The sequence below is a fragment of the Acinetobacter sp. UBA991 genome, assembly GCF_002292065.1.
Classification (GTDB): Bacteria; Pseudomonadota; Gammaproteobacteria; order Pseudomonadales; family Moraxellaceae; genus Acinetobacter; species Acinetobacter higginsii.
Genome location: NZ_DBBF01000012.1, coordinates 74920 through 96171, shown reverse-complemented (window position 1 = coordinate 96171; position 21252 = coordinate 74920). Strand labels below are relative to the sequence as shown.

The 21252-nt window shown below is 42.2% G+C and carries 29 protein-coding genes; 14 read left to right on the top strand and 15 right to left on the bottom strand.

Features of this window, described 5'->3' with window-relative positions; translation table 11 throughout:
- On the top strand, nt 1-414 hold the full coding sequence (locus B2727_RS04900) for an acyl-CoA thioesterase (protein WP_004655929.1): 414 nt from the start codon (nt 1-3) through the stop codon (nt 412-414).
- Between the two features lie 54 nt (nt 415-468).
- Nucleotides 469-948 carry a GAF domain-containing protein gene (locus B2727_RS04895; RefSeq protein ID WP_033133757.1) on the top strand — a complete coding sequence of 160 codons (480 nt, stop codon included), beginning with the start codon at nt 469-471 and terminating at the stop codon, nt 946-948.
- Nucleotides 949-1002: 54 nt separating this feature from the next.
- On the opposite strand, the gene B2727_RS04890 is transcribed toward B2727_RS04895, so the two are convergent.
- The 3 genes from B2727_RS04890 to B2727_RS04880 all read right to left on the bottom strand — a co-directional run bounded on the left by B2727_RS04890 (nt 1003) and on the right by B2727_RS04880 (nt 2571).
- The gene (locus tag B2727_RS04890; protein WP_033133758.1) at nt 1003-1506 is read right to left on the bottom strand and encodes a nuclear transport factor 2 family protein; all 504 of its coding nucleotides are present in this window, start codon (nt 1504-1506) and stop codon (nt 1003-1005) included.
- A 67-nt stretch (nt 1507-1573) separates the two neighbouring features.
- Nucleotides 1574-2068 carry a DUF4442 domain-containing protein gene (locus B2727_RS04885; RefSeq protein ID WP_005206791.1) on the bottom strand — a complete coding sequence of 165 codons (495 nt, stop codon included), beginning with the start codon at nt 2066-2068 and terminating at the stop codon, nt 1574-1576.
- A 14-nt stretch (nt 2069-2082) separates the two neighbouring features.
- Nucleotides 2083-2571 carry a YajQ family cyclic di-GMP-binding protein gene (locus tag B2727_RS04880; RefSeq protein WP_004655922.1) on the bottom strand — a complete coding sequence of 163 codons (489 nt, stop codon included), beginning with the start codon at nt 2569-2571 and terminating at the stop codon, nt 2083-2085.
- 90 nt (nt 2572-2661) lie between these two features.
- Here B2727_RS04880 and B2727_RS04875 point away from each other — a divergent pair, with 90 nt between their 5' ends.
- Entirely contained in the window at nt 2662-2976 is a 315-nt protein-coding gene (locus B2727_RS04875) for a rhodanese-like domain-containing protein (RefSeq protein WP_004804287.1), read from the top strand.
- An 85-nt stretch (nt 2977-3061) separates the two neighbouring features.
- Here the strand turns inward: B2727_RS04875 and mnmC are convergent, their stop codons facing one another.
- From mnmC to B2727_RS04855, 4 genes are read right to left on the bottom strand one after another with little or no spacing between them, the layout of a single operon-like run.
- Nucleotides 3062-4972 (bottom strand): FAD-dependent 5-carboxymethylaminomethyl-2-thiouridine(34) oxidoreductase MnmC, encoded by a 1911-nt coding sequence (gene mnmC / locus B2727_RS04870; protein WP_033133759.1) that lies wholly within the window; start codon nt 4970-4972, stop codon nt 3062-3064.
- A 17-nt stretch (nt 4973-4989) separates the two neighbouring features.
- On the bottom strand, nt 4990-5448 hold the full coding sequence (locus B2727_RS04865) for a hypothetical protein (RefSeq protein WP_005184992.1): 459 nt from the start codon (nt 5446-5448) through the stop codon (nt 4990-4992).
- Nucleotides 5449-5451: 3 nt separating this feature from the next.
- On the bottom strand, nt 5452-5754 hold the full coding sequence (locus tag B2727_RS04860) for a YciI family protein (RefSeq protein ID WP_033133760.1): 303 nt from the start codon (nt 5752-5754) through the stop codon (nt 5452-5454).
- Between the two features lie 24 nt (nt 5755-5778).
- Nucleotides 5779-6390 (bottom strand): septation protein IspZ, encoded by a 612-nt coding sequence (locus tag B2727_RS04855; protein WP_004804291.1) that lies wholly within the window; start codon nt 6388-6390, stop codon nt 5779-5781.
- 45 nt (nt 6391-6435) lie between these two features.
- Here B2727_RS04855 and B2727_RS04850 point away from each other — a divergent pair, with 45 nt between their 5' ends.
- Nucleotides 6436-7299, top strand: coding sequence for a PHP domain-containing protein (locus tag B2727_RS04850; RefSeq protein ID WP_005184985.1), 864 nt, complete (start codon nt 6436-6438; stop codon nt 7297-7299).
- A 136-nt stretch (nt 7300-7435) separates the two neighbouring features.
- Here the strand turns inward: B2727_RS04850 and B2727_RS04845 are convergent, their stop codons facing one another.
- Nucleotides 7436-8329, bottom strand: coding sequence for a LysR family transcriptional regulator (locus B2727_RS04845; RefSeq protein WP_033133761.1), 894 nt, complete (start codon nt 8327-8329; stop codon nt 7436-7438).
- Between the two features lie 103 nt (nt 8330-8432).
- On the opposite strand from B2727_RS04845, the gene B2727_RS04840 reads away from it, so the two are divergent.
- A complete protein-coding gene (locus B2727_RS04840; RefSeq protein ID WP_033133762.1) occupies nt 8433-9479 on the top strand; it encodes an aldo/keto reductase in 1047 nt (348 codons plus the stop codon).
- A gap of 43 nt (nt 9480-9522) precedes the next feature.
- On the opposite strand, the gene B2727_RS04835 is transcribed toward B2727_RS04840, so the two are convergent.
- Both B2727_RS04835 and radC read right to left on the bottom strand, forming a co-directional pair.
- Nucleotides 9523-10434, bottom strand: a complete 912-nt coding sequence (locus B2727_RS04835) for a bestrophin family protein (protein ID WP_004655906.1) — start codon at nt 10432-10434, stop codon at nt 9523-9525.
- A 44-nt stretch (nt 10435-10478) separates the two neighbouring features.
- Nucleotides 10479-11201, bottom strand: coding sequence for a RadC family protein (radC, locus tag B2727_RS04830; protein WP_033133763.1), 723 nt, complete (start codon nt 11199-11201; stop codon nt 10479-10481).
- Nucleotides 11202-11397: 196 nt separating this feature from the next.
- Here radC and coaBC point away from each other — a divergent pair, with 196 nt between their 5' ends.
- The 6 genes from coaBC to B2727_RS04800 all read left to right on the top strand — a co-directional run bounded on the left by coaBC (nt 11398) and on the right by B2727_RS04800 (nt 15770).
- Nucleotides 11398-12654 (top strand): bifunctional phosphopantothenoylcysteine decarboxylase/phosphopantothenate--cysteine ligase CoaBC, encoded by a 1257-nt coding sequence (coaBC, locus tag B2727_RS04825; protein ID WP_016543077.1) that lies wholly within the window; start codon nt 11398-11400, stop codon nt 12652-12654.
- A gap of 154 nt (nt 12655-12808) precedes the next feature.
- Nucleotides 12809-13186, top strand: a complete 378-nt coding sequence (locus tag B2727_RS04820) for a cytochrome b562 (protein WP_033133764.1) — start codon at nt 12809-12811, stop codon at nt 13184-13186.
- A 169-nt stretch (nt 13187-13355) separates the two neighbouring features.
- Nucleotides 13356-14201, top strand: coding sequence for a methylated-DNA--[protein]-cysteine S-methyltransferase (locus tag B2727_RS04815; RefSeq protein WP_033133798.1), 846 nt, complete (start codon nt 13356-13358; stop codon nt 14199-14201).
- Entirely contained in the window at nt 14188-14925 is a 738-nt protein-coding gene (locus tag B2727_RS04810) for a 2OG-Fe(II) oxygenase (protein WP_033133765.1), read from the top strand. The genes B2727_RS04815 and B2727_RS04810 overlap by 14 nt, the downstream gene beginning before the upstream one ends.
- Nucleotides 14926-14929: 4 nt before the next feature.
- Nucleotides 14930-15175 carry an Ada metal-binding domain-containing protein gene (locus B2727_RS04805; protein ID WP_033133766.1) on the top strand — a complete coding sequence of 82 codons (246 nt, stop codon included), beginning with the start codon at nt 14930-14932 and terminating at the stop codon, nt 15173-15175.
- Nucleotides 15162-15770 carry an alpha-ketoglutarate-dependent dioxygenase AlkB family protein gene (locus B2727_RS04800; protein ID WP_033133767.1) on the top strand — a complete coding sequence of 203 codons (609 nt, stop codon included), beginning with the start codon at nt 15162-15164 and terminating at the stop codon, nt 15768-15770. Before B2727_RS04805 ends, B2727_RS04800 begins: the two co-directional genes overlap by 14 nt.
- A gap of 12 nt (nt 15771-15782) precedes the next feature.
- Here B2727_RS04800 and B2727_RS04795 read toward each other — a convergent pair whose 3' ends face one another.
- The 5 genes from B2727_RS04795 to rsgA all read right to left on the bottom strand — a co-directional run bounded on the left by B2727_RS04795 (nt 15783) and on the right by rsgA (nt 18692).
- Nucleotides 15783-16271, bottom strand: coding sequence for a hypothetical protein (locus B2727_RS04795; protein WP_005319232.1), 489 nt, complete (start codon nt 16269-16271; stop codon nt 15783-15785).
- Nucleotides 16272-16359: 88 nt separating this feature from the next.
- Nucleotides 16360-16818 carry a protein-export chaperone SecB gene (gene secB / locus B2727_RS04790; protein WP_004655889.1) on the bottom strand — a complete coding sequence of 153 codons (459 nt, stop codon included), beginning with the start codon at nt 16816-16818 and terminating at the stop codon, nt 16360-16362.
- Nucleotides 16819-16850: 32 nt separating this feature from the next.
- Entirely contained in the window at nt 16851-17111 is a 261-nt protein-coding gene (gene grxC / locus B2727_RS04785) for a glutaredoxin 3 (RefSeq protein ID WP_004804307.1), read from the bottom strand.
- 11 nt (nt 17112-17122) lie between these two features.
- Nucleotides 17123-17539, bottom strand: a complete 417-nt coding sequence (locus B2727_RS04780; RefSeq protein ID WP_005319236.1) for a rhodanese-like domain-containing protein — start codon at nt 17537-17539, stop codon at nt 17123-17125.
- Between the two features lie 94 nt (nt 17540-17633).
- Nucleotides 17634-18692: a ribosome small subunit-dependent GTPase A gene (rsgA, locus tag B2727_RS04775; protein ID WP_005319238.1), complete on the bottom strand. Its 1059-nt coding sequence runs from the start codon at nt 18690-18692 to the stop codon at nt 17634-17636.
- Between the two features lie 124 nt (nt 18693-18816).
- On the opposite strand from rsgA, the gene orn reads away from it, so the two are divergent.
- From orn to B2727_RS04760, 3 genes are all read left to right on the top strand, one after another.
- Nucleotides 18817-19377, top strand: coding sequence for an oligoribonuclease (gene orn, locus B2727_RS04770; protein WP_005184949.1), 561 nt, complete (start codon nt 18817-18819; stop codon nt 19375-19377).
- 125 nt (nt 19378-19502) lie between these two features.
- Nucleotides 19503-20237 (top strand): Bax inhibitor-1/YccA family protein, encoded by a 735-nt coding sequence (locus B2727_RS04765; protein WP_004804311.1) that lies wholly within the window; start codon nt 19503-19505, stop codon nt 20235-20237.
- Between the two features lie 143 nt (nt 20238-20380).
- On the top strand, nt 20381-21184 hold the full coding sequence (locus tag B2727_RS04760; RefSeq protein ID WP_241345574.1) for an enoyl-ACP reductase FabI: 804 nt from the start codon (nt 20381-20383) through the stop codon (nt 21182-21184).
- Nucleotides 21185-21252 lie beyond the last annotated feature (68 nt).

Genomic DNA, 21252 nt, shown 5'->3' with positions numbered 1-21252 from the left:
ATGAGCGAACGCCCAACTCATCCAGAAGGGACTTTATCACTACAAAACATTGCCATGCCCGCAGATACCAATTGGAGTGGTGATGTTTTTGGCGGCTGGATTGTCTCTCAGATGGATCTCGCAGGAGCGATTCATGTTGAACGTTTTAGTAAAGGTCGTTGTGCGACGATTGCGATTAATCAGATGACCTTTTTGGTACCTGTTAAGGTCGGGAATGTGATTAGCTGTTATACCAAAATTTTGAAAGTTGGCAGTAGTTCAGTACAAGTCCAAATTGAGGTATGGAACAGTCATGATGATTCTCGTGAACCAGTACGTATTACCGAAGGCGTATTTACCTTTGTTGCGGTGGATGTGAATGGCAAGAAACGTTTGATCTCAGAAGAGATTAAACAGGCATTTGCAGCAAGCTAAGTTCTCTTTTATCGAGTGAATGAAGCCAAGACTATTTTTGATTTGGAATGAAGCATGGCAGAAGAATTAGTTTTGCAGCAAGGCCATAAGGCTGAGCAATATCAAAGTATCCTCCCTCAGATTCAGGCAATTGTTGAAGATGAAAGCGATGTGATTGCCAATCTCGCCAATATCTGCGCGGCGTTAAAACAGCAATTTGGCTGGTTTTGGATTGGTTTTTATTTAGTCAAAGACAATGAATTGGTGTTAGGTCCATTCCAAGGCCCAATTGCCTGTACCCGTATTGGCAAAGGCCGCGGCGTATGTGGTGCGGCATGGCAACAGCAGCAAGTGATTGTGGTACCTGATGTGGATCAGTTCCCAGGACATATTGCTTGTAGTTCTGCATCAAAATCGGAAATTGTTTTACCGATTATGAAGGCAGGGGAGTGTGTGGGCGTGTTGGATATTGATAGTGATGAACTGAATCAATTTGATCAGATTGATGCAGAATATTTGCAAGAGCTGATGCTGATCATTGAAAAATTTATTTAAGTATTTAAAAAATAAAGCCCAAATCAGTTTGGGCTTTATTTTTTTGTGTGCTGTTTAGAACATGGTATTGGAATTCTGGCTCTTTTCAGGAATATTTTGTATGACATCCCAATGCTCTACAATTTTTCCATTTTCTACACGGAATATATCAATAATCGCTCGACCTCGATCGCTGTCATTCTCTGTAGAATGCACATGCAGGACGACTAAATCTCCTTCAGCAATTGCTTTCTTGATGACATTCTTTGCCTGAGGGTTATTGCTAAATTTTTGGCTAAAGAAGTTTACAAATGGTGCCTTACCGTAAGGTACATTCGGATTATGTTGAATATATTGATCCCCAATATAACGATCGGCATATTGTTTCACTTGGTGTTTTAAGAAAACACCTTCATAAAAATCGACCACGATTTTCTTGTTTTGTTCAGCTAAAGATGGGATCTGTTTGGAAGGGATCGAAGCCGAAGCATTAGCGGCGAGCACTTGAGCAGAATAAGTCGCGAGGTTGAGCGCAATAAAAAAATGAGAAAGCAGACGTATTTTTTTCATTTTTAGCATCAGAACACAAAAAGTGATCTTTGCATCCTGATGCTAATACTGTCACTAGAATAGTCTAGGTCAGTTATTATTTTTTACGTTTTGGTAACCAAGCCCAAAGCATTTGGCATTGGATTGGTTGATTGCCTGCATCATCAATCACGGTCACTGGCACCAATAACTCGCCTTTATCATTATCCGCAATAAACTTTTGTTGATCTGCTGATAATGTTGCAGTTGCTGTTAAACCGCCTTGAGCAACTTTTAAATAGTCAACATGCAATGATTTGATCAACAAAATTCGATCATCTGGTACATGTAAACCAGTTAAAAAGCCCGTTGCCGTTTCAGATAATAAAGCCATCGCAGCAGCATGAACGCCTTTAATATGATTCTGCATATTGCGTTGGTTTTCAATGCGAACAGTAACATGGTCTTTATCCACTTCTAAATAGCGAATATTTGCTGTTCCAACCATCGGAACCACACGACCAAAAGCTTTGCTCCAGAGCGTGCTACGGATTCCTTTCGGAAATTTAGACGTGGTTTTAACCAGCTTATAAAGGCGGTTATCTTTTGCCATAGTGAACCTATTGCTTAATCTTTGAAATTATTAAATTGCAGTGGCAGACCAAATTGTTGTTCACGTAAAAAGTTCATGACTTGTTGCAAAGTATCGCGCTTTTTATCCGTGACACGGATTTTGTCTCCTTGGATAGAAGATTGCGCTTTGATGCCACTTTCTTTAATGGCTTTATTAATTTTTTTTGCAGTATCTGAGTCAAGTCCATCTTTCAGCTTGATCACTTGCACCACATTTTTACCAGAAGCTGTGGCTTTTTGCGGATCTAAAGCTTGTACATCAATTTTACGTTTATAGAAGTGATTTTCGAGCATGGTATAAACTTGCTCACATTGGAAATCGCTTTCAGTTGAGATTTTGATTTCTTTATTTTTCTCATTTAACTCAATTGAAACGTCTTGTCCACGAAAGTCAAAACGTGTTGCGATCTCTTTTTCTGTATTTTGTACAGCGTGATTAACTTCAAATAACTCTAATTCAGAAACAATATCAAAAGAAGGCATGGTTAGACCTTTACAAAGGGAAAGAATATTTGAGATGCTAAGGGGGTTTTCTTCATTTGCCAAGTGTTGTTTACATCAAAGGAGTGCACAATGATCCGTAAACAAGAAATTACAACATTTGAGTTCCCAGAAGGCGCTGTCATCTGGGATGTCCGAGATACCAAAGCGTATACAGAGGCTCATGTTAAAGGGGCGGTGAATCGTCCAATTACTGATATCACTGCGGATAGTTTGACTCAAGTTGCAGCGGATCAGCCGATTTATATTTTATGTGGTGGCGGAAGTAAAGCACCGCGTGCAGCAGAACTGTTAGACGGTATGGATGGTTCTCGTGAATATGTTGTGTTAATGGGTGGCACACGCGCAGCGCGTGATGCAGGCTTGCCTTTAGAACAAGGCGCTTAAAGCACTCAAAAGATTGGCCAAAATACAGCTGTATTTTGGCCAATTCAAAATTTTAGATGTCAGTTATTTTAAAATTAAAAGATATTTAACCAGAATAATACGGTTTTTTTGCTTTAATCTTCTTTTGAAAACGCTGTGGATTGAGTTTATCCAATAATGATTGTGGAATTGGACAAAGTTCTCCGAGTACTAAAGCCGCTAATACTTCGCTACACAACGGCGCAAACAAGAATCCCTTTGAACCTAAACCTGCAAAAGTATAGATTTGCTGGTGATTTTGCATTTTTCCAACTAGAGGAAAGTAATCCAGACTTTGTGCACGCACAGATGCACGGCCTTGCCATGTTTCAGTGGATGGAAGCTGTTGCGCATATTCAGGGAAGACACTGTGGATAAGTTCGTAGTTATGCACATGATCTTCTGCTAAAACTTCAACATCGTCTCGATTGGGATAAAAAGATGCACCTAGAATCAATTGAGCGGCATCCAGTTGCATACAATAACCGCCATAACTATAGGCTTGATCTAGAGCTAAAGCGTGCTCGCGATTCTCAACCCAGCTGACTTGTCCACGAATTGGTTTTAACACGGGGTAGTTTTCAAACAGCTCAGCACTTTGCTTGGCACAACACACAATCACATCATCGGCTGTTGCGATGAGCTGTTGATCTTGCCAAAGCTCTGTTTGGTTGTCTGCGCTATTTAAGCGAGAAATTTTTGCCTTTTCGATTTTGATATTCGGATGGTGCAAAATTTCATCACGCAGTTGCTGTGGAGAAACTGCACCAGCCTGATGTAGCGTCAAGCTTGGATAATCAGTTTCAGGTATTGCATCTTGCTGATCTTGAGTGGATAACACGCCCGAAGGATACTGTTCCGATAAGCTGAGTAATTCATCCGCATTTTTTAAAGCCATTTGTTGGACTTGAATGGGTCTAAATGCTTTGAATCTAGGATAAAAATTCAATGCATGTTGCCAGCTTAAGGTCATCAAATGTTCATGTGCCTGTTCAATTGAACACAGCTTAGGATTGAGTAGCGCAAGGGGGTTGCCTGATGCCCCGGAGAGAGGCTCATTTTGCTCGTAGATCGTGACTTGATGACCACGTTGAGCAAATGCCCATGCTGTGCTTAAACCTGCGATTCCAGCGCCAATGATGGCAATTTGACGAGGTCTTGAATTGGAAGCCGTTGGTGCTAGTTTAGATTGAACCTTAATTTCTGGTGCTGCATCAGTAGAATCGGTTAGCGCTTGTGACGAATCAGACCAAATAGCTTTTAACATTTCACGTTTATGACCGAAACCACGTGGACGGCTAATCTGCACACCATGTTGTTTCAGTCCACGTTTCAGCACACCGGCAACACTAAAGGACGCAAAGGTCGTTCCAAACTCAGATAAACGCACGATGTGATTGAGTACATTTTCCTGCCACATATCTGGATTGCATGATGGAGCAAAACCATCGAGAAACCATGCATTCACGGCTTGAGTCTTCGGGATACTTGGAAAAATATCCTGAGCATCACCCAACCATAAATCAATACTAAAACGTTCTTCAGGAAAACTTAAGCGATGGCAGCCTGCGATAGGCAGGGGATATTGTTGAATCAGCTGTTCTGCAAGTGGCTTAAGTTCAGGCCAGACATTCAGTGCACGAATCAGATCAGCTTTATTGAGTGGAAATTTTTCAACACTGATGGTATGTAAGTGGCTGTGATTATCTGGACGAACCTGCTGCCAAAGTTGCCACAGGGTCAGAATGTTTAAGCCCGTACCAAAACCTGTTTCGCCAACACAAAAGTATTGAAAATCTTTTAGTTCTGATAGGCGTTCAGTTAGGTCATTACCATTTAAAAACACATGGCGTGTTTCAAGTAAACCGTTATCTTTGGAAAAGTAGACATCGCCAAACTGTTTAGAAATGGGAACTTCGATACCATCGACCAGTTCCCAGTCTAATTCGGCTGTTTGTAATTTTGCAGATTGAGACATAAATAAAATGTTGGGATTTACCACTGACGACGACGTTTAGTGTGAACATAACTGGCAATTAAGAAGCCGAGAATGACACCCACAGCAATGGTCATTGCGCCATATAAAAACATTTGCGCACTGCGTTCACTTTGTAATACTTGAACTTGTACGGTCAGGTTGTCATTTTTTAACTGTAATTCTTGGTTCTGCGAAAGTGCTTCTAAATTGGCATGTTCCAGTTGCTTCAAGCGGCTGGCTTGATCTTGAATCATGGCTTTGACTTTTGCATCTTGCTGCTGTTTGGCTTTGGCAATTTGTTCAGCGGTCAAAGGTTTGGCTACTGCTGTGGTTGCATTGGTTGGCGCAGCAGTTGTGGCATTGGGTTGCACTGGGGTTGTGTTGGCTGCTGGAGCCGCAGGTGTTGCTGGCTCAACTGCCCATGCAGGAGAACTAAATAAACATAAAGCCAATACGCTTTTTAAGACAACTTGCATGATTTACCCTTTTGGAAAAGCTTTGTTGAAAGGTTTTACCTCAATATTTGAGTAAATCCCTTCTTTTAAAAATGGCTCTTCCTGAATCCAAGCATCTAAGGATTCACGACTATCAAACTCGACAATGATGGTACTGCCCAAAAAACCAGCTTGTGGATCATTTGGATCTTTCGGATGCGCACCAGCCGCAATTAAACGTCCTTCATCATCTAACTTTTGTAGACGTTCAATATGTTGTGGGCGGGTGGCTAAACGTTTTTCCAAAGTACCTTCGCGATCAGTACAAGTCAGCACAAAATATGGCATGGCAGTAGCTCGATGATTTAAAATCTATTCAGTGGTTTTAAAATGCTTTCTTAAGAAAAACAGTATAGCAGCTAGGTAACTGATAGAAACGATAATATCGCCAAAAGCAGTGAATTCGCCCCAATATTTTCCTTGCATGTAGACAAAACCAAAGAAGAAATGCAAAGCCGCAAGTAAAAAGAATTGACCACACCATGCCCAGTTCAACTTTAACCAACCTTTAGGGCTGAGCTCTAACAACGAGCCTAAAAGTTTTTGGATAATTGGCATACGTTCTTTATTGAATAGTGGCGTAACCAGAAAGCCTAATCCGATACCGATATTGATGATGATCGCCTTCATTTTAATATAGGTCACATCACTAAAGATCAGGGTAATTCCACCAAAAACGACCGACATGACGACAATAAACCACTGCATTTTTTCCAATTTAAATTTTTGGAAAAAGAACAAACAGCCATAAACCACTAAGGTTGAAATGAGTAGCGCACATGTTGCAACAAGGATATGATTTTGATCGAGATTTCCAGAGCTACCCACCAACTGTAGCAAAGGATGATGACTATCTTTAGGATCAGTGGTTTTATAGAAATAAAAGAAGATAATAATTGGAAGATAGTCGAGCAACGCTTTCATGTTACAGTACGATGATGAAATAGGTCAGATAGCATAATACAAACCATGTTCGGTGTCGATTTACACACACATACACTCATTTCCGATGGTACCTTCTCTCCTGAGCAACTGGTACAGGCTGCTGTTGATTTAAAAATCCACACCCTTGCCGTGACAGATCATGACACTATGGATGGCTTGGGGCGTGCGCAAGACTATGCACAAGCTCATGATATTAAAATCATTTCTGGTGTGGAAATTTCTAGTCAATGGTCTCGAGCAAATACCAAGAAGAGTTATGGCGTACATATCGTTGCCCTGAATATGCAAGATGAAGCACCGATCAAGGCGATGCTGGAACAACAGAAAAAAGTCCGTGCCGAACGGGCAAAAGTGATTTGTCAGCTCTTAGAAAAATGTATCGATTTTGATATCTATCCTGATGTGATTGCCCAAGTGGAGGGGGAAGCAGATCGTGTCACTCGAACCCATATTGCCAAAGCTTTAGTCGAAAAGAATATTGTCAGTCGCCCACAGCAGGCTTTTGACCGTTTTCTGAAAGAAGGTAAAAAAGCCTTTGTTAAATTTGAGGGGATGGGTTTAAAAGAAACCATTGATGTGATTCATGCCAGTCAGGGTTTCGCCGTGCTTGCTCATCCGACCCGTTATGACCTGTCTGCCACCAATATCCGTTATTTGATTGAACTATTTGCTGAATCAGGTGGCGATGCTGTGGAACTACCACCAAGTATCGAACCTGCTTCGACACGTCAAATGGTCGATCGTATGATTCAACAGTTTGATTTAGCTGTTTCGATCGGCAGTGATTTTCATGGCGAGAATATGCCGTGGATTAAATTGGGACAGACACCACATCTTAAAGAGGGGCAGAAAGGGATTTGGGAAAGCTTTAAACCATCGGTGATATGAAAAAATTAGAACTTTGCCTCATCCTTGTTTTTTTCATGCTGCTTGCATGGGGCGTGCAATGGATGTTTCATGGTTTTGCAGGGGTATCCTAATCAATATTGCAAGGTGAAGATTAGTCTGACGTACTAATTTTTCATCATTCACGCTGCTGAAAGTAATCGACTAAATAATCCAAGAAGCGTTGTACTTTTGGCGCCATCAGCTCCCGATGCGGAAATACTGCATAAATTGCCGTAGCTTCAACAGGATAGTCAGGTAGAACTTGTACTAATCTTCCTGAAGCGAGATCTTCAGCCACATGCCAGATCGAATGATTGGAAATGCCAAGACCTGCTAAGGCCGCTTGCCGAACGCCTTCACCTGAGTTGGTTGCAAAATATCCCTCGACATGAACCTGTTCCACTTGACCTTCTGCATTGATCAAATGCCATTGATCGGTCAGACCATGGCCATGCTGTTGCAAGATACAACGATGTAACTTCAGATCGGACAAGGTTGTTGGCACACCATATTGTTGTAAATAGGCGGGAGAAGCACAGAGTAAACGTTGATTTGTACTCAACCGTTTGGCAATCAAGCTTGAGCTTTTTAACTGACCAATGCGAATGGCCAAGTCCATACCTTGCTGAATAAGATCGATGTTTTGATCATTCAGATCTAAATGAATTTTCAGTTCAGGATGCAATAGTGCAAACTCGGCAATCACAGGCATCAAAACTTTTGTGCCAAAGGTCGCGGAGGTGGTAATCCGAAGTGTACCTGTGAGCGGCCGATCTTTAAGCTTTAATGATTCTTGCAAGTGAATAAAATTAGCAATCCAATGTCGACCATGTTCAAGCAAAACACGACCTTCATCGGTTAAGGTCAGTTTCCGCGTGGTGCGATGAAACAAGCGCAATTGTAGGTTTTGTTCTAAGCGCTGCAATTTCTGACTGGCAACTGACACTGAAATATTAGCGTCCTGAGCGGCTTTACTGATTGAGCCTAAGTCTGCCACTCGAATAAAAAACTCAAAATCTTCTGTATTCATTATCAATAAAATCAGAAAAGTATTTCTTGATTATCGTGGTTTTTCCAACAAATCCCTAGGGGTATTTTTGTATCTAAGCCATCATATGTTTAAGAGACAGATCATGAAATATCATTTTTTAGGAAACTCGGGTTTAAAGGTTTCAGAGTTGGGATTTGGTGCAGGGACCTTGGGTGGGCAGGGACAAATCTTTGCTGCTTGGGGACAAGCCAGCCAAACTGAGGCCAATCAGATGATTCGCGCTGGTTTAGATGCAGGCATTAATTATTTTGATACAGCAGATGTGTATTCAGATGGAGAGTCTGAACGAATGCTGGGTAAGGCACTTGCATCAGAACGGCAGCATACTATTATTTCGACCAAAATCGGTATTCGTAGTTCAGAGCATCTAAATGATGCAGGATTTAGTCGACATTATTTATTGTCCGCAGTTGAACAGTCCTTAACTCGATTGGGAACGGATTATATTGATGTATTACAGCTGCATCAGTTTGATAGTTTTACTGCATTGCCTCAGTTAATGAAAACACTTGATGAACTGGTCCGTAGTGGCAAGGTACGTTACATCGGTGCTTCGAATTTTGCAGGTTGGCAACTGATGAAGGCGCAGGCCATTGCTGAGCAATATGGCTATGAAAAGTTTGTGGTCAATCAGGTTTATTACTCATTGATCGGTCGTGATTATGAATGGGAGCTGATGCCCTTAAATGATGACCAACAAATTGGTGCGGTGGTATGGAGTCCTTTAGGTTGGGGCCGATTGACGGGTAAATTTGATCGGGAGAATCCGATTCCAGCACAGAGCCGTTTACATGATACAGCGCAATTTGCGCCACCAGTGAATGAAGCGCATCTCTATGCTGTGATTGACGTGCTAAAGCAGATTGTAGTTGAAACTGGCTATACGATTCCGCAAATTGCCTTAAATTGGTTATTACAGCGCCCAACGGTATCCAGTGTATTGATTGGTGCGCGTAATCAAACCCAACTGCAAGACAATCTTGTTGCCAAGGATATTCAACTGTCGATTGAACAGACCGAACGTTTAAATCAGGTCAGTGCGGTCTATCCGCCTTATCCTTATTATCCCTATTGGAATGGACAGTTTACCGAACGCTTTAAGTCCATAGTCCCGTCACAATTTATTTAACTGATGTTAAGTTAAAAAATGCCCTCATTGGAGGGCATTGAAATTAGAGCAGGTTATGGTCATGCGCCTGAATTGGCGGTGGGGTTGGTCGACCTAAAGTTCCAAGGAGTTCAATTTCAATTGAACGGACCATCGCATCCAGCGGTAAGTCGTTGCTTTGTGTGCCGAAAGGCTCTTCTATTTCAGTGCTTAAAGCATCCAGACCTAAAAAGGTATAGGCCAAAATACCGACCAATAGTGGTGTCACCAAGCCCAATAAAGAGCCAAGACTGAATGGCAACATAAAGCAGAAGAAATACACAGTACGATTCAGTAAAACCGAATAGGCGAATGGAATGGGGGTATTCGCGATCCGGTCACAACCTGTTTGCATTTCACTTAACGCGGCCACATGGCGGTTCATCTGGGTATAAATAATATCCGAGATTTCGCCTTCTTTCATCGCCTGTAACAGTTCCCATTGAATCAGACTCAAGGTGTACTGCGGCGCATTATGCTGCTGATAGAGTTGGGTCAAGGCTTGTTGGCTCAGACCACTGGTTTCAGTCAGCTCGGTTGGATTGGCGGTTTGATGACGCAGACGATCACGCAGCACATTGGCAAATACAATCACATTTTGAATGATACGTTCACGACGTGCCTGAGTCAGCACGCGGCAATCGCGGTCAAAATGGCGTGCCGTGGCAATCAACACACCCCAGAGTTTACGTGCTTCCCACCAGCGGTCATAACAAGCGGTATTCTTAAATCCCAAGAAAATGGACAGCACCACACCAATCAACGTGAAGCCGACTAATGGAATTTCCGGGAAACGATATAGATTGACATACTCGACCCCGCCAATGATGGCAGAGATCAGCATCACGAAACCGAGAGAGGGCAAAATTTTGGGTAAAATTGTCCCTCGCCATGAGAATAAAACTTTAAAAATACTCGGCTGGTCACGGACAATCATGTTATTTGAATCATTAATTTTATGTCTTGATATTCCTGTTTGATTTAAGCTTTGTCAAGGCGAGATTGCTTGGTTTTAATAGGGTTGAGTAGTTGTTGTTCAGAAAATGAAAAATAGCCTTCTGGTGAAATAATAAAATGATCGATCAAGTGAATTTCCAGCAGTTTACAGGCTTGTTTGAGCTGTTGGGTTAGATAAATATCTTCGGTCGAGGGTTGGGCAGTGCCATAGGGATGATTGTGTGCCACCACGATTTGACAGGCCTGTTGTTGCAGGGCATAGCGTAGGGTTTGATTCAGTGAAACAGCGCAGGAATGATGGGAGCCAAAGAACAGCTTTTTAAAATGCAATTTTCTGAGTTCGGCATCTAAACACAGCACCGCAAAAACTTCCTGTTTTTCACCTTGCAGTTCATAGCGTAAATAGTCGAGCACTAAGGTTGAAGTATCTAGACAAAGCCGTTGTTGCTGGAAATGATTATTCAGATAACGCCGTCCAAGTTCCTTTACCGCCATCAGCTGCGCATATTTGGTGGAGGCAATACCATTAAATTGTGATAAATCTTCAAAATTGGCATCAAATATCAAATTAAGTCCGCCAAAATGTTGAATCAAAAGACGCGCCAATTCCACCGCAGAGTGCTGTTTTGAGCCTGAACGCAGAAAAATCGCCAACAGTTCCGCATCGGATAAGCTTTGCGGTCCTTGGGATAAAAGTCGTTCTCTTGGGCGCTCTTGTTCAGGCCAAGTTTTAATAGATTGATTCAACCGTCAATTTCCTTTTGATTTTATTGTGATTATTTTTTTAACAGGCAAAAATAATTGCGCGTCTTTTCCTTTTATATTGCGTCATGTCAACACGATTTTCGATCATCGTCCGTGCTGAAATGTTGAGGGTGCTACTTGGGTATCCACTTATTTAATGCTATTGTGAGCGCCACTGCAACAGTAAGGTATCCTGTTTGTGAGCTTCGATCTAAGTGTTATTCCCCATAAAAACATTATATTAGCGGTTACAGGTGGTATTGCTGCCTATAAAAGTGCCATCTTGGTGCGCCGTTTAAAAGATTTCGGTTTTGATGTCCGTGTGGTCATGACCCATGGCGCACAAGCATTTATTACCCCACTTACTTTTCAAGCACTTTCAGGCAATCCTGTGCATACCGAATTGCTTGATCCTGAAGCCGAAGCAGGCATGGGACATATCGAATTGGCACGTTGGGCCGATTTGGTTCTGGTGGCACCTGCCAGCTGTGACAGCATTGCAAAATTTGCCAATGGCTTGGCAGATGATCTGCTCAGTACTTTATATCTGGCAACCAAAGCACCTGTATGGGTTGCACCTGCCATGAATCAGCAAATGTGGGCAGCAAAAGCGACACAGCGCAATTTGCAAACCTTGGTCGAAGATGGCGTTCATGTGATCATGCCAGATGCAGGCGAGCAAGCCTGTGGTGATGTGGGGTTAGGCCGTATGCCTGAGCCTGAAGATTTGGCTCGTCAAGTTGCAGCCTATTTCCATAAAGCACAACGTGCCTTGGCCGAAAAATTCGGTTTGTTAGCTGGAAAGCGCGTCACCATTACCGCTGGGCCAACGCGTGAAGCGATTGACCCTGTACGTTATATTTCTAACCACAGCACTGGCAAAATGGGCTTTGCTCTGGCAGCGGCGTGTTATGCAGCAGGGGCAAAAGTCACCTTGGTGGCAGGACCTGTCAGTTTGGATACACCGAATGGTGTGCAACGTATGAATGTCAGTTCTGCAATGCAGATGTTGGATGTCAGCATGAATCAGCTTAAAGAGGGCTGTGACATCTTTATCGCAACAGCAGCTGTGGCGGATTATCGTGTGGCACAAGTGGCTGAGCATAAGATTAAGAAAGCAGGTGATGAGCTCGCGGTGGCTTTGGTGAAAAATCCAGATATTGTAGCGACCATTGCACAGCAGGAACAACGTCCATTCATGGTTGGCTTTGCTGCTGAAACGCAAAATGTTGAAGAATACGCTGCGGGTAAACTGGTGGCGAAAAAACTGGACATGATTGCCTGTAATGATGTGTCACGTCCAGATATCGGTTTTGCCTCAGATGAAAATGCCATGACCGTGTTTTTTGCCCAGTCTTATCACATGAAAAAACGTGAGTTGGAAAAGGCATCAAAACAAGAGATTTCGCAGCAGTTGGTTGAGTCGATTGCCGATGCTTTACGCCGTCGCCTATAAAGTCTGAACCCGAACTTTTTTATCAAAATGCAACGATTCCGTTGCATTTTTTATGTATGCTAAATCAGCAATTGCCATTGGTGCTTTGAAGTCAAAGCACGATGTTTTGCATCAAGAAATTAAGCATAGCCACAGTTTTTGATAGGATATCCTAATGATTAAAAAAACTTTAGCCACCGTTGTGATGTTATCCGCGTTTGCATTTAGCCATACGGCAATGGCTGCGGGTTTAGAAGATGACATGAAAACGCTGGGCAAGAATTATAAAGCGTTTAACCAAGCTGCAACGCCACAGGCCGCTACAGTAGCTTTGGATAATATGCGTGCTGCTGCGACCCATTCAAAACAGTATAAATTGGCGCCGAATACCACTGAAAAAGTGCCAGCCTCTACCGCTTTATTTGACCAAATTATTGTAGAAATTGATAAAGCCAAATTGCTGGTTCAAGCGGGCAAGCTGGATGACGCCAAAAAGCAAGGCAAAAAGATTGCCGAGTTACGTGACCAAGGGCATAAGTATTACACCCACTAATATATAAGTGATAGGTGATAACATGATAGAGCCGTACTTCCAAGAAGTACGGCTTTTTTCATCGGGATTTGAGACGCTAGAAAGACAAAGCTGAGACTGAGCATGATTCAGATTTTCATGGAATGGCAAAGTTGCTACAGTGAAAACATGAATGATGAGAGGTGATGATATGTCCTCACAACAACGTAATTATGAGCGTATTGCTCAAGCGATTCAGTATATTCAACAGAACTTTCAGCAACAGCCACAATTGGATGAAGTCGCTGCACATATTCATTTAAGTCCTGCACATTTTCAGCGTTTATTTACTGAATGGGTCGGTACCAGTCCGAAAAAGTTTTTGCAATATATTAGTGTTGAGCATGCCAAGAAGATTTTAAAACAAGAGCAGGGCAGTATTTTTGATGCAACCTTTGCCACAGGACTGTCCAGTACCAGTCGATTGCACGATCTATTTATACAGATTGAAGGTATGACCCCAGCCGAATATAAACATGGTGGACAGAGCCTGACGATTCATTATCAATTCGCAGAGACCTTGTTTGGTGAAGTACTGATTGCATCCACACATAAAGGCATTTGTGCACTGAGTTTTGTGGACAATCAGGCTGATGCTTTGCAGCAATTAACAGCACAATTTCCTCAGGCTGAGTTTATTCAACAGAGCGATGCATTTCAACAAAGTGCGTTAGCCTTGTTTCAAAAAGAGCAACCACAATTGGCAGAGATTAAACTGCATTTAAAAGGCACCGAGTTTCAGCTTAAAGTATGGCAAAGTCTGCTCAAGATTCCGATGGGGCAGCTCTCTACCTATGGTGAGTTGGCCAAGGCAATTGAGCATCCCAAAGCTGCCCGAGCGGTCGGCACCGCTATTGGTAGTAATCCTGTGGCATTCCTGATCCCGTGTCATCGGGTGATTCAGTCTACAGGGGCTTTTGGTGGCTATGAGTGGGGAACATTGCGTAAAACAGCATTGATCGGTTGGGAAGGTGTGCAAACTCATGCAGCCATCTGAATTGACACAAATCCAAACCGTGATTGATAAGATTCAAACAGCGGATTGGGATGATATTACTGAGCAAATGCACCAACAGGGCTTTGCCCTGATTGAGCAGGTTCTATCGACCGAGCTATGTGAAATGCTGAAACAGTCATATCCACAAATTGAACTTTATCGTAAAACGGTAGAGATGCAGCGTTATCGTTTTGGTCAAGGTGAATATAAGTATTTTACTTATCCTTTGCCAAATTTGGTTGAGCGGATACGGCATGAGATCTATCCCTATTTGGTACCGATCGCGTATGCATGGTTTAGGGTGTTGAAGCTAGAAGGTTCATTTCCATCATCACATTCTGAATTTCTACAGCAGTGCCATCAACAGGGACAAACGTTGGCAACGCCACTGATTTTGAAATATGGACAAGGCGGCTTTAATACGCTTCATCAGGATTTATATGGTGAGGTGTATTTCCCGATACAGTTGGTGATTGTATTGAGTCAGCCGAATGTGGATTTTAGGGGCGGAGAACTGGTCTTCACCCAACAAACTCCTAGGGCTCAATCTAAGGCTATGGTGATGCAGCCACAGCAGGGTGATCTGTTGATTTTCACCACCCAATTTAAGCCTGAAAAAGGCAGTCAAGGCTATTATCGGGTGCAGATGAAACATGGTGTCAGCCCAATTCATCAAGGGGAGCGTTATAGCTTAGGCATCATTTTCCATGATGCGGTGAGTTAGTCTGATGTGGCGGCATCTAGAATTAACGCAGACCGAGCTGCATCTGAAACTAAAACAGCAGGAAATTTTGTATGCTGGAAACGTACAGCTTAAAATTTATGGCAGATTGACCTGTGCTTCAGGGAAGCGCATGCTGAGAAAGAATCGGGTATTTTTTGTCGATGAGCAAGAAGCAATTGCACAAGGTTTCCGACCGTGTGGACATTGTATGCAGCAAGCCTATAAGAAGTGGAAAGATGCAACTATTTGATATTGAAGCTGATCCAAAGCAGAATCATTTGCCTTATGACGGCACGGTACAGTACTACGGCAAAGTGGTGCAGACCGCGGCGGCAGATCATTATTTTGATCAACTGATGCAGACCATTGCATGGGAAAATGATCAGGCACTGATCTTTGGAAAGTTATTGACGACTAAACGTAAAGTAGCGTGGTATGGAGATCGACGCTTTGAATATACCTATTCCAATATGAATAAATATGCCTTGCCGTGGACACAGGAATTACTGGAGTTAAAACAACTGGCCGAAAATTTAACGGGGGAGACATTTAACTCTTGTTTGCTCAATCTTTATCATAGTGGTGAAGAGGGGATGGCTTGGCATAGCGATGGTGAAACGGATTTAAAAAAAGATGGCGCGATTGCCTCATTTAGTTTTGGTGCCGAGCGTAAATTCGCATTTAAACATAAGCAGAGCAAAGAAAAAGTCGAACTTTATTTAGAACATGGTAGCTTATTGGTGATGAAAGACACCACGCAGACCTATTGGTTGCATCGCCTACCGCCGACCAAAAAAGTCAGTATGGCACGGGTGAATCTGACTTTTAGAACCATTGTGGAATAAGGCTACTCAATATTAAACATAGTGATAGAGCTCAACATCTGAAAACGTTGCATTAAAAGCCTCAATCAGGTGATTAATCTGCTGAGTTTGGTCGGGAACCAGCATCCAATAAGGATTTTCATTCGAGATCAGCAGCAAGGCCAGACCATGTTGTTCTGCAACCGCATAGATATTGTCAAATAAAATCGCATAGATATGTTCAGCAAAATCAATTTCATTCTGCTGTTCTGGAGCGCTCTCTGCATATTCAGCGAAGACTTGTTCAACCTCAGCTTCAATACGATTATTCAGTTGTTCAATATCGACTTGGGCTTGTTGTAGTTGATAGCACTTGTCGGTGTCATTGTCATAGTATTCTTTTAACTCAACATATTGAATGTTGGAATGTAAGGTGTTGGCCCAATTGATAAATTGATGAAAATCGTGTGCATGAGCAGGATGAGGAACCTGTGTTAGTTCAGGAAAGACCTGTTGGCATAGCGGATAAAGTGTTGTGGTCATGGTTTATTCTCGTTTTATTCGGATCTTTTTTATTATGATAAAAAAACCACAGCAGTTGCTGTGGTTTTTTTGATTCAAGGCTAAAGCCTTATGCTTGACCTTGCGCATCTGCATCCGCTTGTAGGCGTTGCATGTTTGCTTCAAATTCAGCATCAAAGTTGATTGGTGTAAGCAGCAATTGCGGGAAGCTACCTTTAGTCACTAAATCATTGACCGCTTCACGTAAGAACGGGAACAAGATATTTGGGCAGTAAGCACCTAAGATGTATGGGAGGCGATCTTCTTCTACACCATCAACCAAGAAAATCCCTGATTGAGTTACATCAACGATGAACGCAGTTTCATTTTCGTTGTTTGCTTGAACCACAACTTTTAAAGACACTTCGTAGTGAGTTGGATCAATTTTTTCTGCTGCAGAAGATAAATTGATGTTCAGTTCAGGTTGCCATTGCTTGGTAAAAACTTGTGCACCTGGAACTTCAAAAGAAATGTCTTTGGTATAGATACGTTCTAACGCGAGTTGTGGTTGAACTTGTTCTTCGCTCATTGTTTTTCCTTAAATCTTGGATTTAGATGTTGTTAAGCTAATAATTGGTCGAGTTTCCCTTCACGCTCTAAAGCATAAAGTTGATCAAAACCGCCAATAAATTGGTCTTTGATAAAAATTTGCGGCACAGTACGGTGATTGGTACGTTGCATTAACTCAAGACGAACTTCTGGTGCTTCATTAGAAAGATTAATTTCTTTATAAGCAACGCCTTTACGCTCAAGTAATTGTTTTGCGCGTACGCAATATGGGCAAGAAAGCGTTGAATAAATGGTGACGTTTTGCGTAGTCATTTTATCTCTCCTTAAGCTTTGGTTTTGCTTTTCACTAAAGGTAAGCCTTGAGCTTTCCAGTTGCTAATACCGCCGTCTAAGCGGTAGCTGTCGGTATGACCAACTTTCTGCAATGCTGAGCCTGCAACCTGACCTAAGTTACAAATGAAGACCAGTGGACGATCACTTGCTTTTAATTCATCGATATGACTTGTAATCTGGCTGTATGGAATGTTACGACTGCCACTGATGTGTCCATCACGGAAATCTTTTCCATCACGTAAGTCGATCAAGATGGCATTTTTTGCCTTGACCAAAATACCTAGAGATTGTGGTGAAATTTTACGACCATTGCGTTGCCCTTCTAAAATAAAGAACAACACGATTAACACGCCGAGCGCACCAAATAAGAAGGGGTGATTCCCCATAAACTCTAACCAGCGTTCCACAAGTCACCTAAAGTTAAAATCAAAATTGACCCTGAGTATAACTTATCTCAATGGTGATCAAAATCTTTAGTTCAAGGGCAAGCAGCGAAGAAAATTAACTTTTTTGCTGTGCTTCCTGAATTTCATCCAGTAAACGTAAATAGCTGTCTAAACGGCGCGGCAAAATTTCGCCAGCATCAACCGCTTGTTTCAGCGCACAATTTTTCTCATGGGTATGGGTGCAGTTACGGAACTGGCATAGCCCTAAATGCGCTTCAATCTCTGGAAAACCGGTACGAACCTTTTCTAAACTGAGATGCCACAGCCCAAATTCACGGATTCCTGGGGAATCAATCAACGCACCGTTTGTTCCAAATTTAATCAAACGTGTCGATGTTGTTGTGTGCTGACCCAGTGCCGAGTTCTCAGAAATGATATTGGTTTTCTGGGCCGCATCGGGAACGATGGTATTGATCAGTGAGCTTTTTCCAACACCTGACTGCCCCACGAAAGCCACCGTTTCATTATCAATGCGGTTTGAAAGCACAGATAAGTCACCTTGCGAATGACAAATCAAGGTTTCATAACCTAAAGATTCATATTCACTGAGCAAGGTGAGAATCGGGTCATTTTCAGTCAGTAAATCTGATTTATTCAGGACTAACAGTGCTGGAATATTGGCATCGGCACAAGCGACCAGATAGCGGTCAATCAATGTGGGTGCAGGTTCTGGTAAAGGTGCAAATACAATCACAATCAAACTGATATTGGCTGCGACGGGTTTCACTTTGTGATAACGATCGGGGCGGGTCAGGAGCGATTGTCTTGGATAAATCGCGGTGATAATGCCTAAACCGGTAATCGGATCAGCCTGCCATTTAACTCGATCGCCTGTGACCAAAAGTTCTAGGTTGGTACGGGTATGACAACGCCAAACACTGTCGAGTTCAATCGGTTTCCAGAACGGTTCTGGCTCACCTTCAGCCACTTGTGGTTTTTCAGGGTGCTGTTCAGGCACAGATAAAGCTTGTACTTCGAGTTGACGACCATAATGCTGAACAACCAGTCCATCCAGATCTTGCGATGTGTCAATGTCGTCTTGACGTGATTTATGCTGTTTCTCAATACGACGCTGCTGTTGTTCGGTTAAACGACGCTTACGAATTAAAGCCATTCATATCCCAAAAAATCCACACTTTGAAGACCGCAAAAATAGCACGAAGCCACTATAGAATTACAGCCAAGATGTAATTAATTTGCTACTATTGATGTTTTTAAGCACTTTAGAATCGCCATCCATGAGTAGCACCCCTGATACACGATTAATTTGGATCGATCTGGAAATGACAGGTCTTGATACCGATAACGACAAGATTATTGAAATTGCAACAATTATTACAGATGACCATTTGAATATCTTGGCTGAAGGACCTGTTTTAGCGGTACATCAATCTGATTTGATTCTAAATGCGATGGATGAGTGGAATACCAAGCAACATGGCCAGTCGGGTCTGATTGAGCGGGTACGCCGTAGTAAACTTAAGGCTCAAGATGCTGAACAGCAAACCCTTGAGTTCTTAAAGAAATGGGTGAGTCCAAAATCATCACCAATGTGTGGTAACTCGATTTGCCAAGATCGCCGTTTCTTGCATCGTTTGATGCCTGAATTGGAACAATTCTTCCATTATCGTAATTTAGATGTGTCTTCGGTGAAAGAGTTAGCGAAACGCTGGAGACCTGAAATTATGAGTGGTTTAAAGAAAAATGCATCTCACTTGGCGATGGATGACATCCGTGATTCGATTGCAGAATTGAAATACTACCGCGAATACTTTTTTATCATGAATAACGATAAGTAATCGATTATTGGGTAATACATAAAAGGAGCTGAGGCTCCTTTTTTAATGCGTGAAAAAATTTGGGCTTGCTCAAAAAATCGCTTAAACTCGATGTTTAATTGCAAACTATAAAAAAGAGAGCGTACATGCAAAGTACTAACCCTATTTTAACACGGGTAGAAACCTATCAAGATTTGGCTGAGCCAATGACCATTCAGGGTGCGATTCAAAAATCCGTCCTGTTGACGGTGATTGCAGCTGTTTTAGGCATGGCCTTATTTTTCTACTGTGCGATGACAGCAAATCTTTCGATTGCCTATGCTGCAACAATTATTGGCGCAGTCGGTGGTTTAATCCTTGCCTTGATTACCACATTTAAATCCAATACTGCACCAGCTTTAGCCATTCCTTATGCCTTATTTGAAGGGGCGTTTTTAGGTGGCGTATCGTTTATTTTCCAGTTGAAATATCCAGGTGTTCCTTTACAAGCATTGCTTGCGACTTTCGTGACCACATTGGTTTTATTTGCCTTATATAAATTCCAAGTGATTCGTGCCACTGAAAAGTTTAAAGCGGTTGTGATTTCTGCCTCGATTGCCATTGCCTTGGTATTTGTGGTGCAAATCATTTTACGTTTGGCTTTTGGTTCAAGTATTCCTTATATCTTTGAAAGCAACTGGTTGGGTATTGGCTTTGCTGCCTTTGTTGCGGTGATTGCTTCATTAAATCTGATCTTGGATTTTGACTTGATTGAAAATGCGGCTGCACAACGCGCACCAAAAGCATTTGAATGGATCTGTGCCATCGCCTTATTGGCAACATTGGTGTGGATGTATTATTCATTCTTGCGTTTATTGAGTCTGTTACGCGGTGATGATTAAGTTCTGATCCAAGTAAAAAATACAAATCGTCTTCAAGTGGAGGCGATTTTTTTATGCAAGATTGTAAAAAAGATGGTTTATGCAATTCCGCAATGCGCTGATTATTGGCATCATGTGGTGAAAATTTTTCGAGTGAGAATAAGATGTCACAAGGACTTTTAGCTGGTAAACGTTTTTTAATTGCTGGTATTGCAAGTAAATTATCGATTGCTTTCGGTATTGCTTCTGCGTTACACCGTGAAGGTGCAGAGCTTGCGTTTACTTATCCAAATGAAAAGCTGAAAAAACGTGTCGATGATTTTGCAGCACAGTTTGGTTCAACACTGGTTTTTCCTTGTGATGTTGCTGTAGACGCAGAAATTGACGATGCTTTTGTTGAATTAGCAAAACACTGGGATGGTTTAGACGGTGTAGTGCATTCAATTGGTTTTGCACCAGCGCATACGCTTGATGGTGACTTTACTGACGTGACCGACCGTGATGGTTTTAAAATTGCACATGACATTAGTGCTTATAGCTTTATTGCGATGGCTCGTGCAGCGAAGCCATTATTACAAGCGCGCCAAGGTTGTTTGTTGACTTTGACTTATCAAGGTTCTGAGCGTGTGATGCCGAACTATAACGTGATGGGGATGGCAAAAGCATCACTTGAAGCGGGTGTTCGTTATTTAGCATCAAGCTTGGGTGTAGATGGTATTCGTGTCAATGCAATTTCTGCGGGTCCAATCCGTACTTTGGCAGCTTCAGGCATCAAGTCTTTCCGTAAAATGTTAGATGCCAATGAAAAGATTGCGCCGCTAAAACGTAATGTGACCATTGAAGAAGTGGGCAATGCAGCATTGTTCCTTTGCTCGCCATGGGCTTCGGGTATTACGGGTGAAATCATGTATGTTGATGGTGGTTTCAATACGGTTGGTATGAGCCAAAGCATGATGGATGATGAATAATTAGATTGCTCTAAATTATTTGATAAAGCCGCTTTTATAGCGGCTTTGTTTTTTAGCAACATAGTAGA

Excerpts from the sequence above, each read along its gene's own strand:
- B2727_RS04900 (WP_004655929.1), top strand. The coding sequence starts at position 1 with ATGAGCGAACGCCCAACTCATCCAGAAGGGACTTTATCACTACAAAAC.
- B2727_RS04895 (WP_033133757.1), top strand. The coding sequence starts at position 469 with ATGGCAGAAGAATTAGTTTTGCAGCAAGGCCATAAGGCTGAGCAATAT.
- B2727_RS04890 (WP_033133758.1), bottom strand. The coding sequence starts at position 1,506 with ATGCTAAAAATGAAAAAAATACGTCTGCTTTCTCATTTTTTTATTGCG.
- B2727_RS04885 (WP_005206791.1), bottom strand. The coding sequence starts at position 2,068 with ATGGCAAAAGATAACCGCCTTTATAAGCTGGTTAAAACCACGTCTAAA.
- B2727_RS04880 (WP_004655922.1), bottom strand. The coding sequence starts at position 2,571 with ATGCCTTCTTTTGATATTGTTTCTGAATTAGAGTTATTTGAAGTTAAT.
- B2727_RS04875 (WP_004804287.1), top strand. The coding sequence starts at position 2,662 with ATGATCCGTAAACAAGAAATTACAACATTTGAGTTCCCAGAAGGCGCT.
- mnmC (WP_033133759.1), bottom strand. The coding sequence starts at position 4,972 with ATGTCTCAATCTGCAAAATTACAAACAGCCGAATTAGACTGGGAACTG.
- B2727_RS04865 (WP_005184992.1), bottom strand. The coding sequence starts at position 5,448 with ATGCAAGTTGTCTTAAAAAGCGTATTGGCTTTATGTTTATTTAGTTCT.
- B2727_RS04860 (WP_033133760.1), bottom strand. The coding sequence starts at position 5,754 with ATGCCATATTTTGTGCTGACTTGTACTGATCGCGAAGGTACTTTGGAA.
- B2727_RS04855 (WP_004804291.1), bottom strand. The coding sequence starts at position 6,390 with ATGAAAGCGTTGCTCGACTATCTTCCAATTATTATCTTCTTTTATTTC.
- B2727_RS04850 (WP_005184985.1), top strand. The coding sequence starts at position 6,436 with ATGTTCGGTGTCGATTTACACACACATACACTCATTTCCGATGGTACC.
- B2727_RS04845 (WP_033133761.1), bottom strand. The coding sequence starts at position 8,329 with ATGAATACAGAAGATTTTGAGTTTTTTATTCGAGTGGCAGACTTAGGC.
- B2727_RS04840 (WP_033133762.1), top strand. The coding sequence starts at position 8,433 with ATGAAATATCATTTTTTAGGAAACTCGGGTTTAAAGGTTTCAGAGTTG.
- B2727_RS04835 (WP_004655906.1), bottom strand. The coding sequence starts at position 10,434 with ATGATTGTCCGTGACCAGCCGAGTATTTTTAAAGTTTTATTCTCATGG.
- B2727_RS04820 (WP_033133764.1), top strand. The coding sequence starts at position 12,809 with ATGATTAAAAAAACTTTAGCCACCGTTGTGATGTTATCCGCGTTTGCA.
- B2727_RS04815 (WP_033133798.1), top strand. The coding sequence starts at position 13,356 with ATGTCCTCACAACAACGTAATTATGAGCGTATTGCTCAAGCGATTCAG.
- B2727_RS04810 (WP_033133765.1), top strand. The coding sequence starts at position 14,188 with ATGCAGCCATCTGAATTGACACAAATCCAAACCGTGATTGATAAGATT.
- B2727_RS04805 (WP_033133766.1), top strand. The coding sequence starts at position 14,930 with ATGTGGCGGCATCTAGAATTAACGCAGACCGAGCTGCATCTGAAACTA.
- B2727_RS04800 (WP_033133767.1), top strand. The coding sequence starts at position 15,162 with ATGCAACTATTTGATATTGAAGCTGATCCAAAGCAGAATCATTTGCCT.
- B2727_RS04795 (WP_005319232.1), bottom strand. The coding sequence starts at position 16,271 with ATGACCACAACACTTTATCCGCTATGCCAACAGGTCTTTCCTGAACTA.
- secB (WP_004655889.1), bottom strand. The coding sequence starts at position 16,818 with ATGAGCGAAGAACAAGTTCAACCACAACTCGCGTTAGAACGTATCTAT.
- grxC (WP_004804307.1), bottom strand. The coding sequence starts at position 17,111 with ATGACTACGCAAAACGTCACCATTTATTCAACGCTTTCTTGCCCATAT.
- rsgA (WP_005319238.1), bottom strand. The coding sequence starts at position 18,692 with ATGGCTTTAATTCGTAAGCGTCGTTTAACCGAACAACAGCAGCGTCGT.
- orn (WP_005184949.1), top strand. The coding sequence starts at position 18,817 with ATGAGTAGCACCCCTGATACACGATTAATTTGGATCGATCTGGAAATG.
- B2727_RS04765 (WP_004804311.1), top strand. The coding sequence starts at position 19,503 with ATGCAAAGTACTAACCCTATTTTAACACGGGTAGAAACCTATCAAGAT.
- B2727_RS04760 (WP_241345574.1), top strand. The coding sequence starts at position 20,381 with ATGTCACAAGGACTTTTAGCTGGTAAACGTTTTTTAATTGCTGGTATT.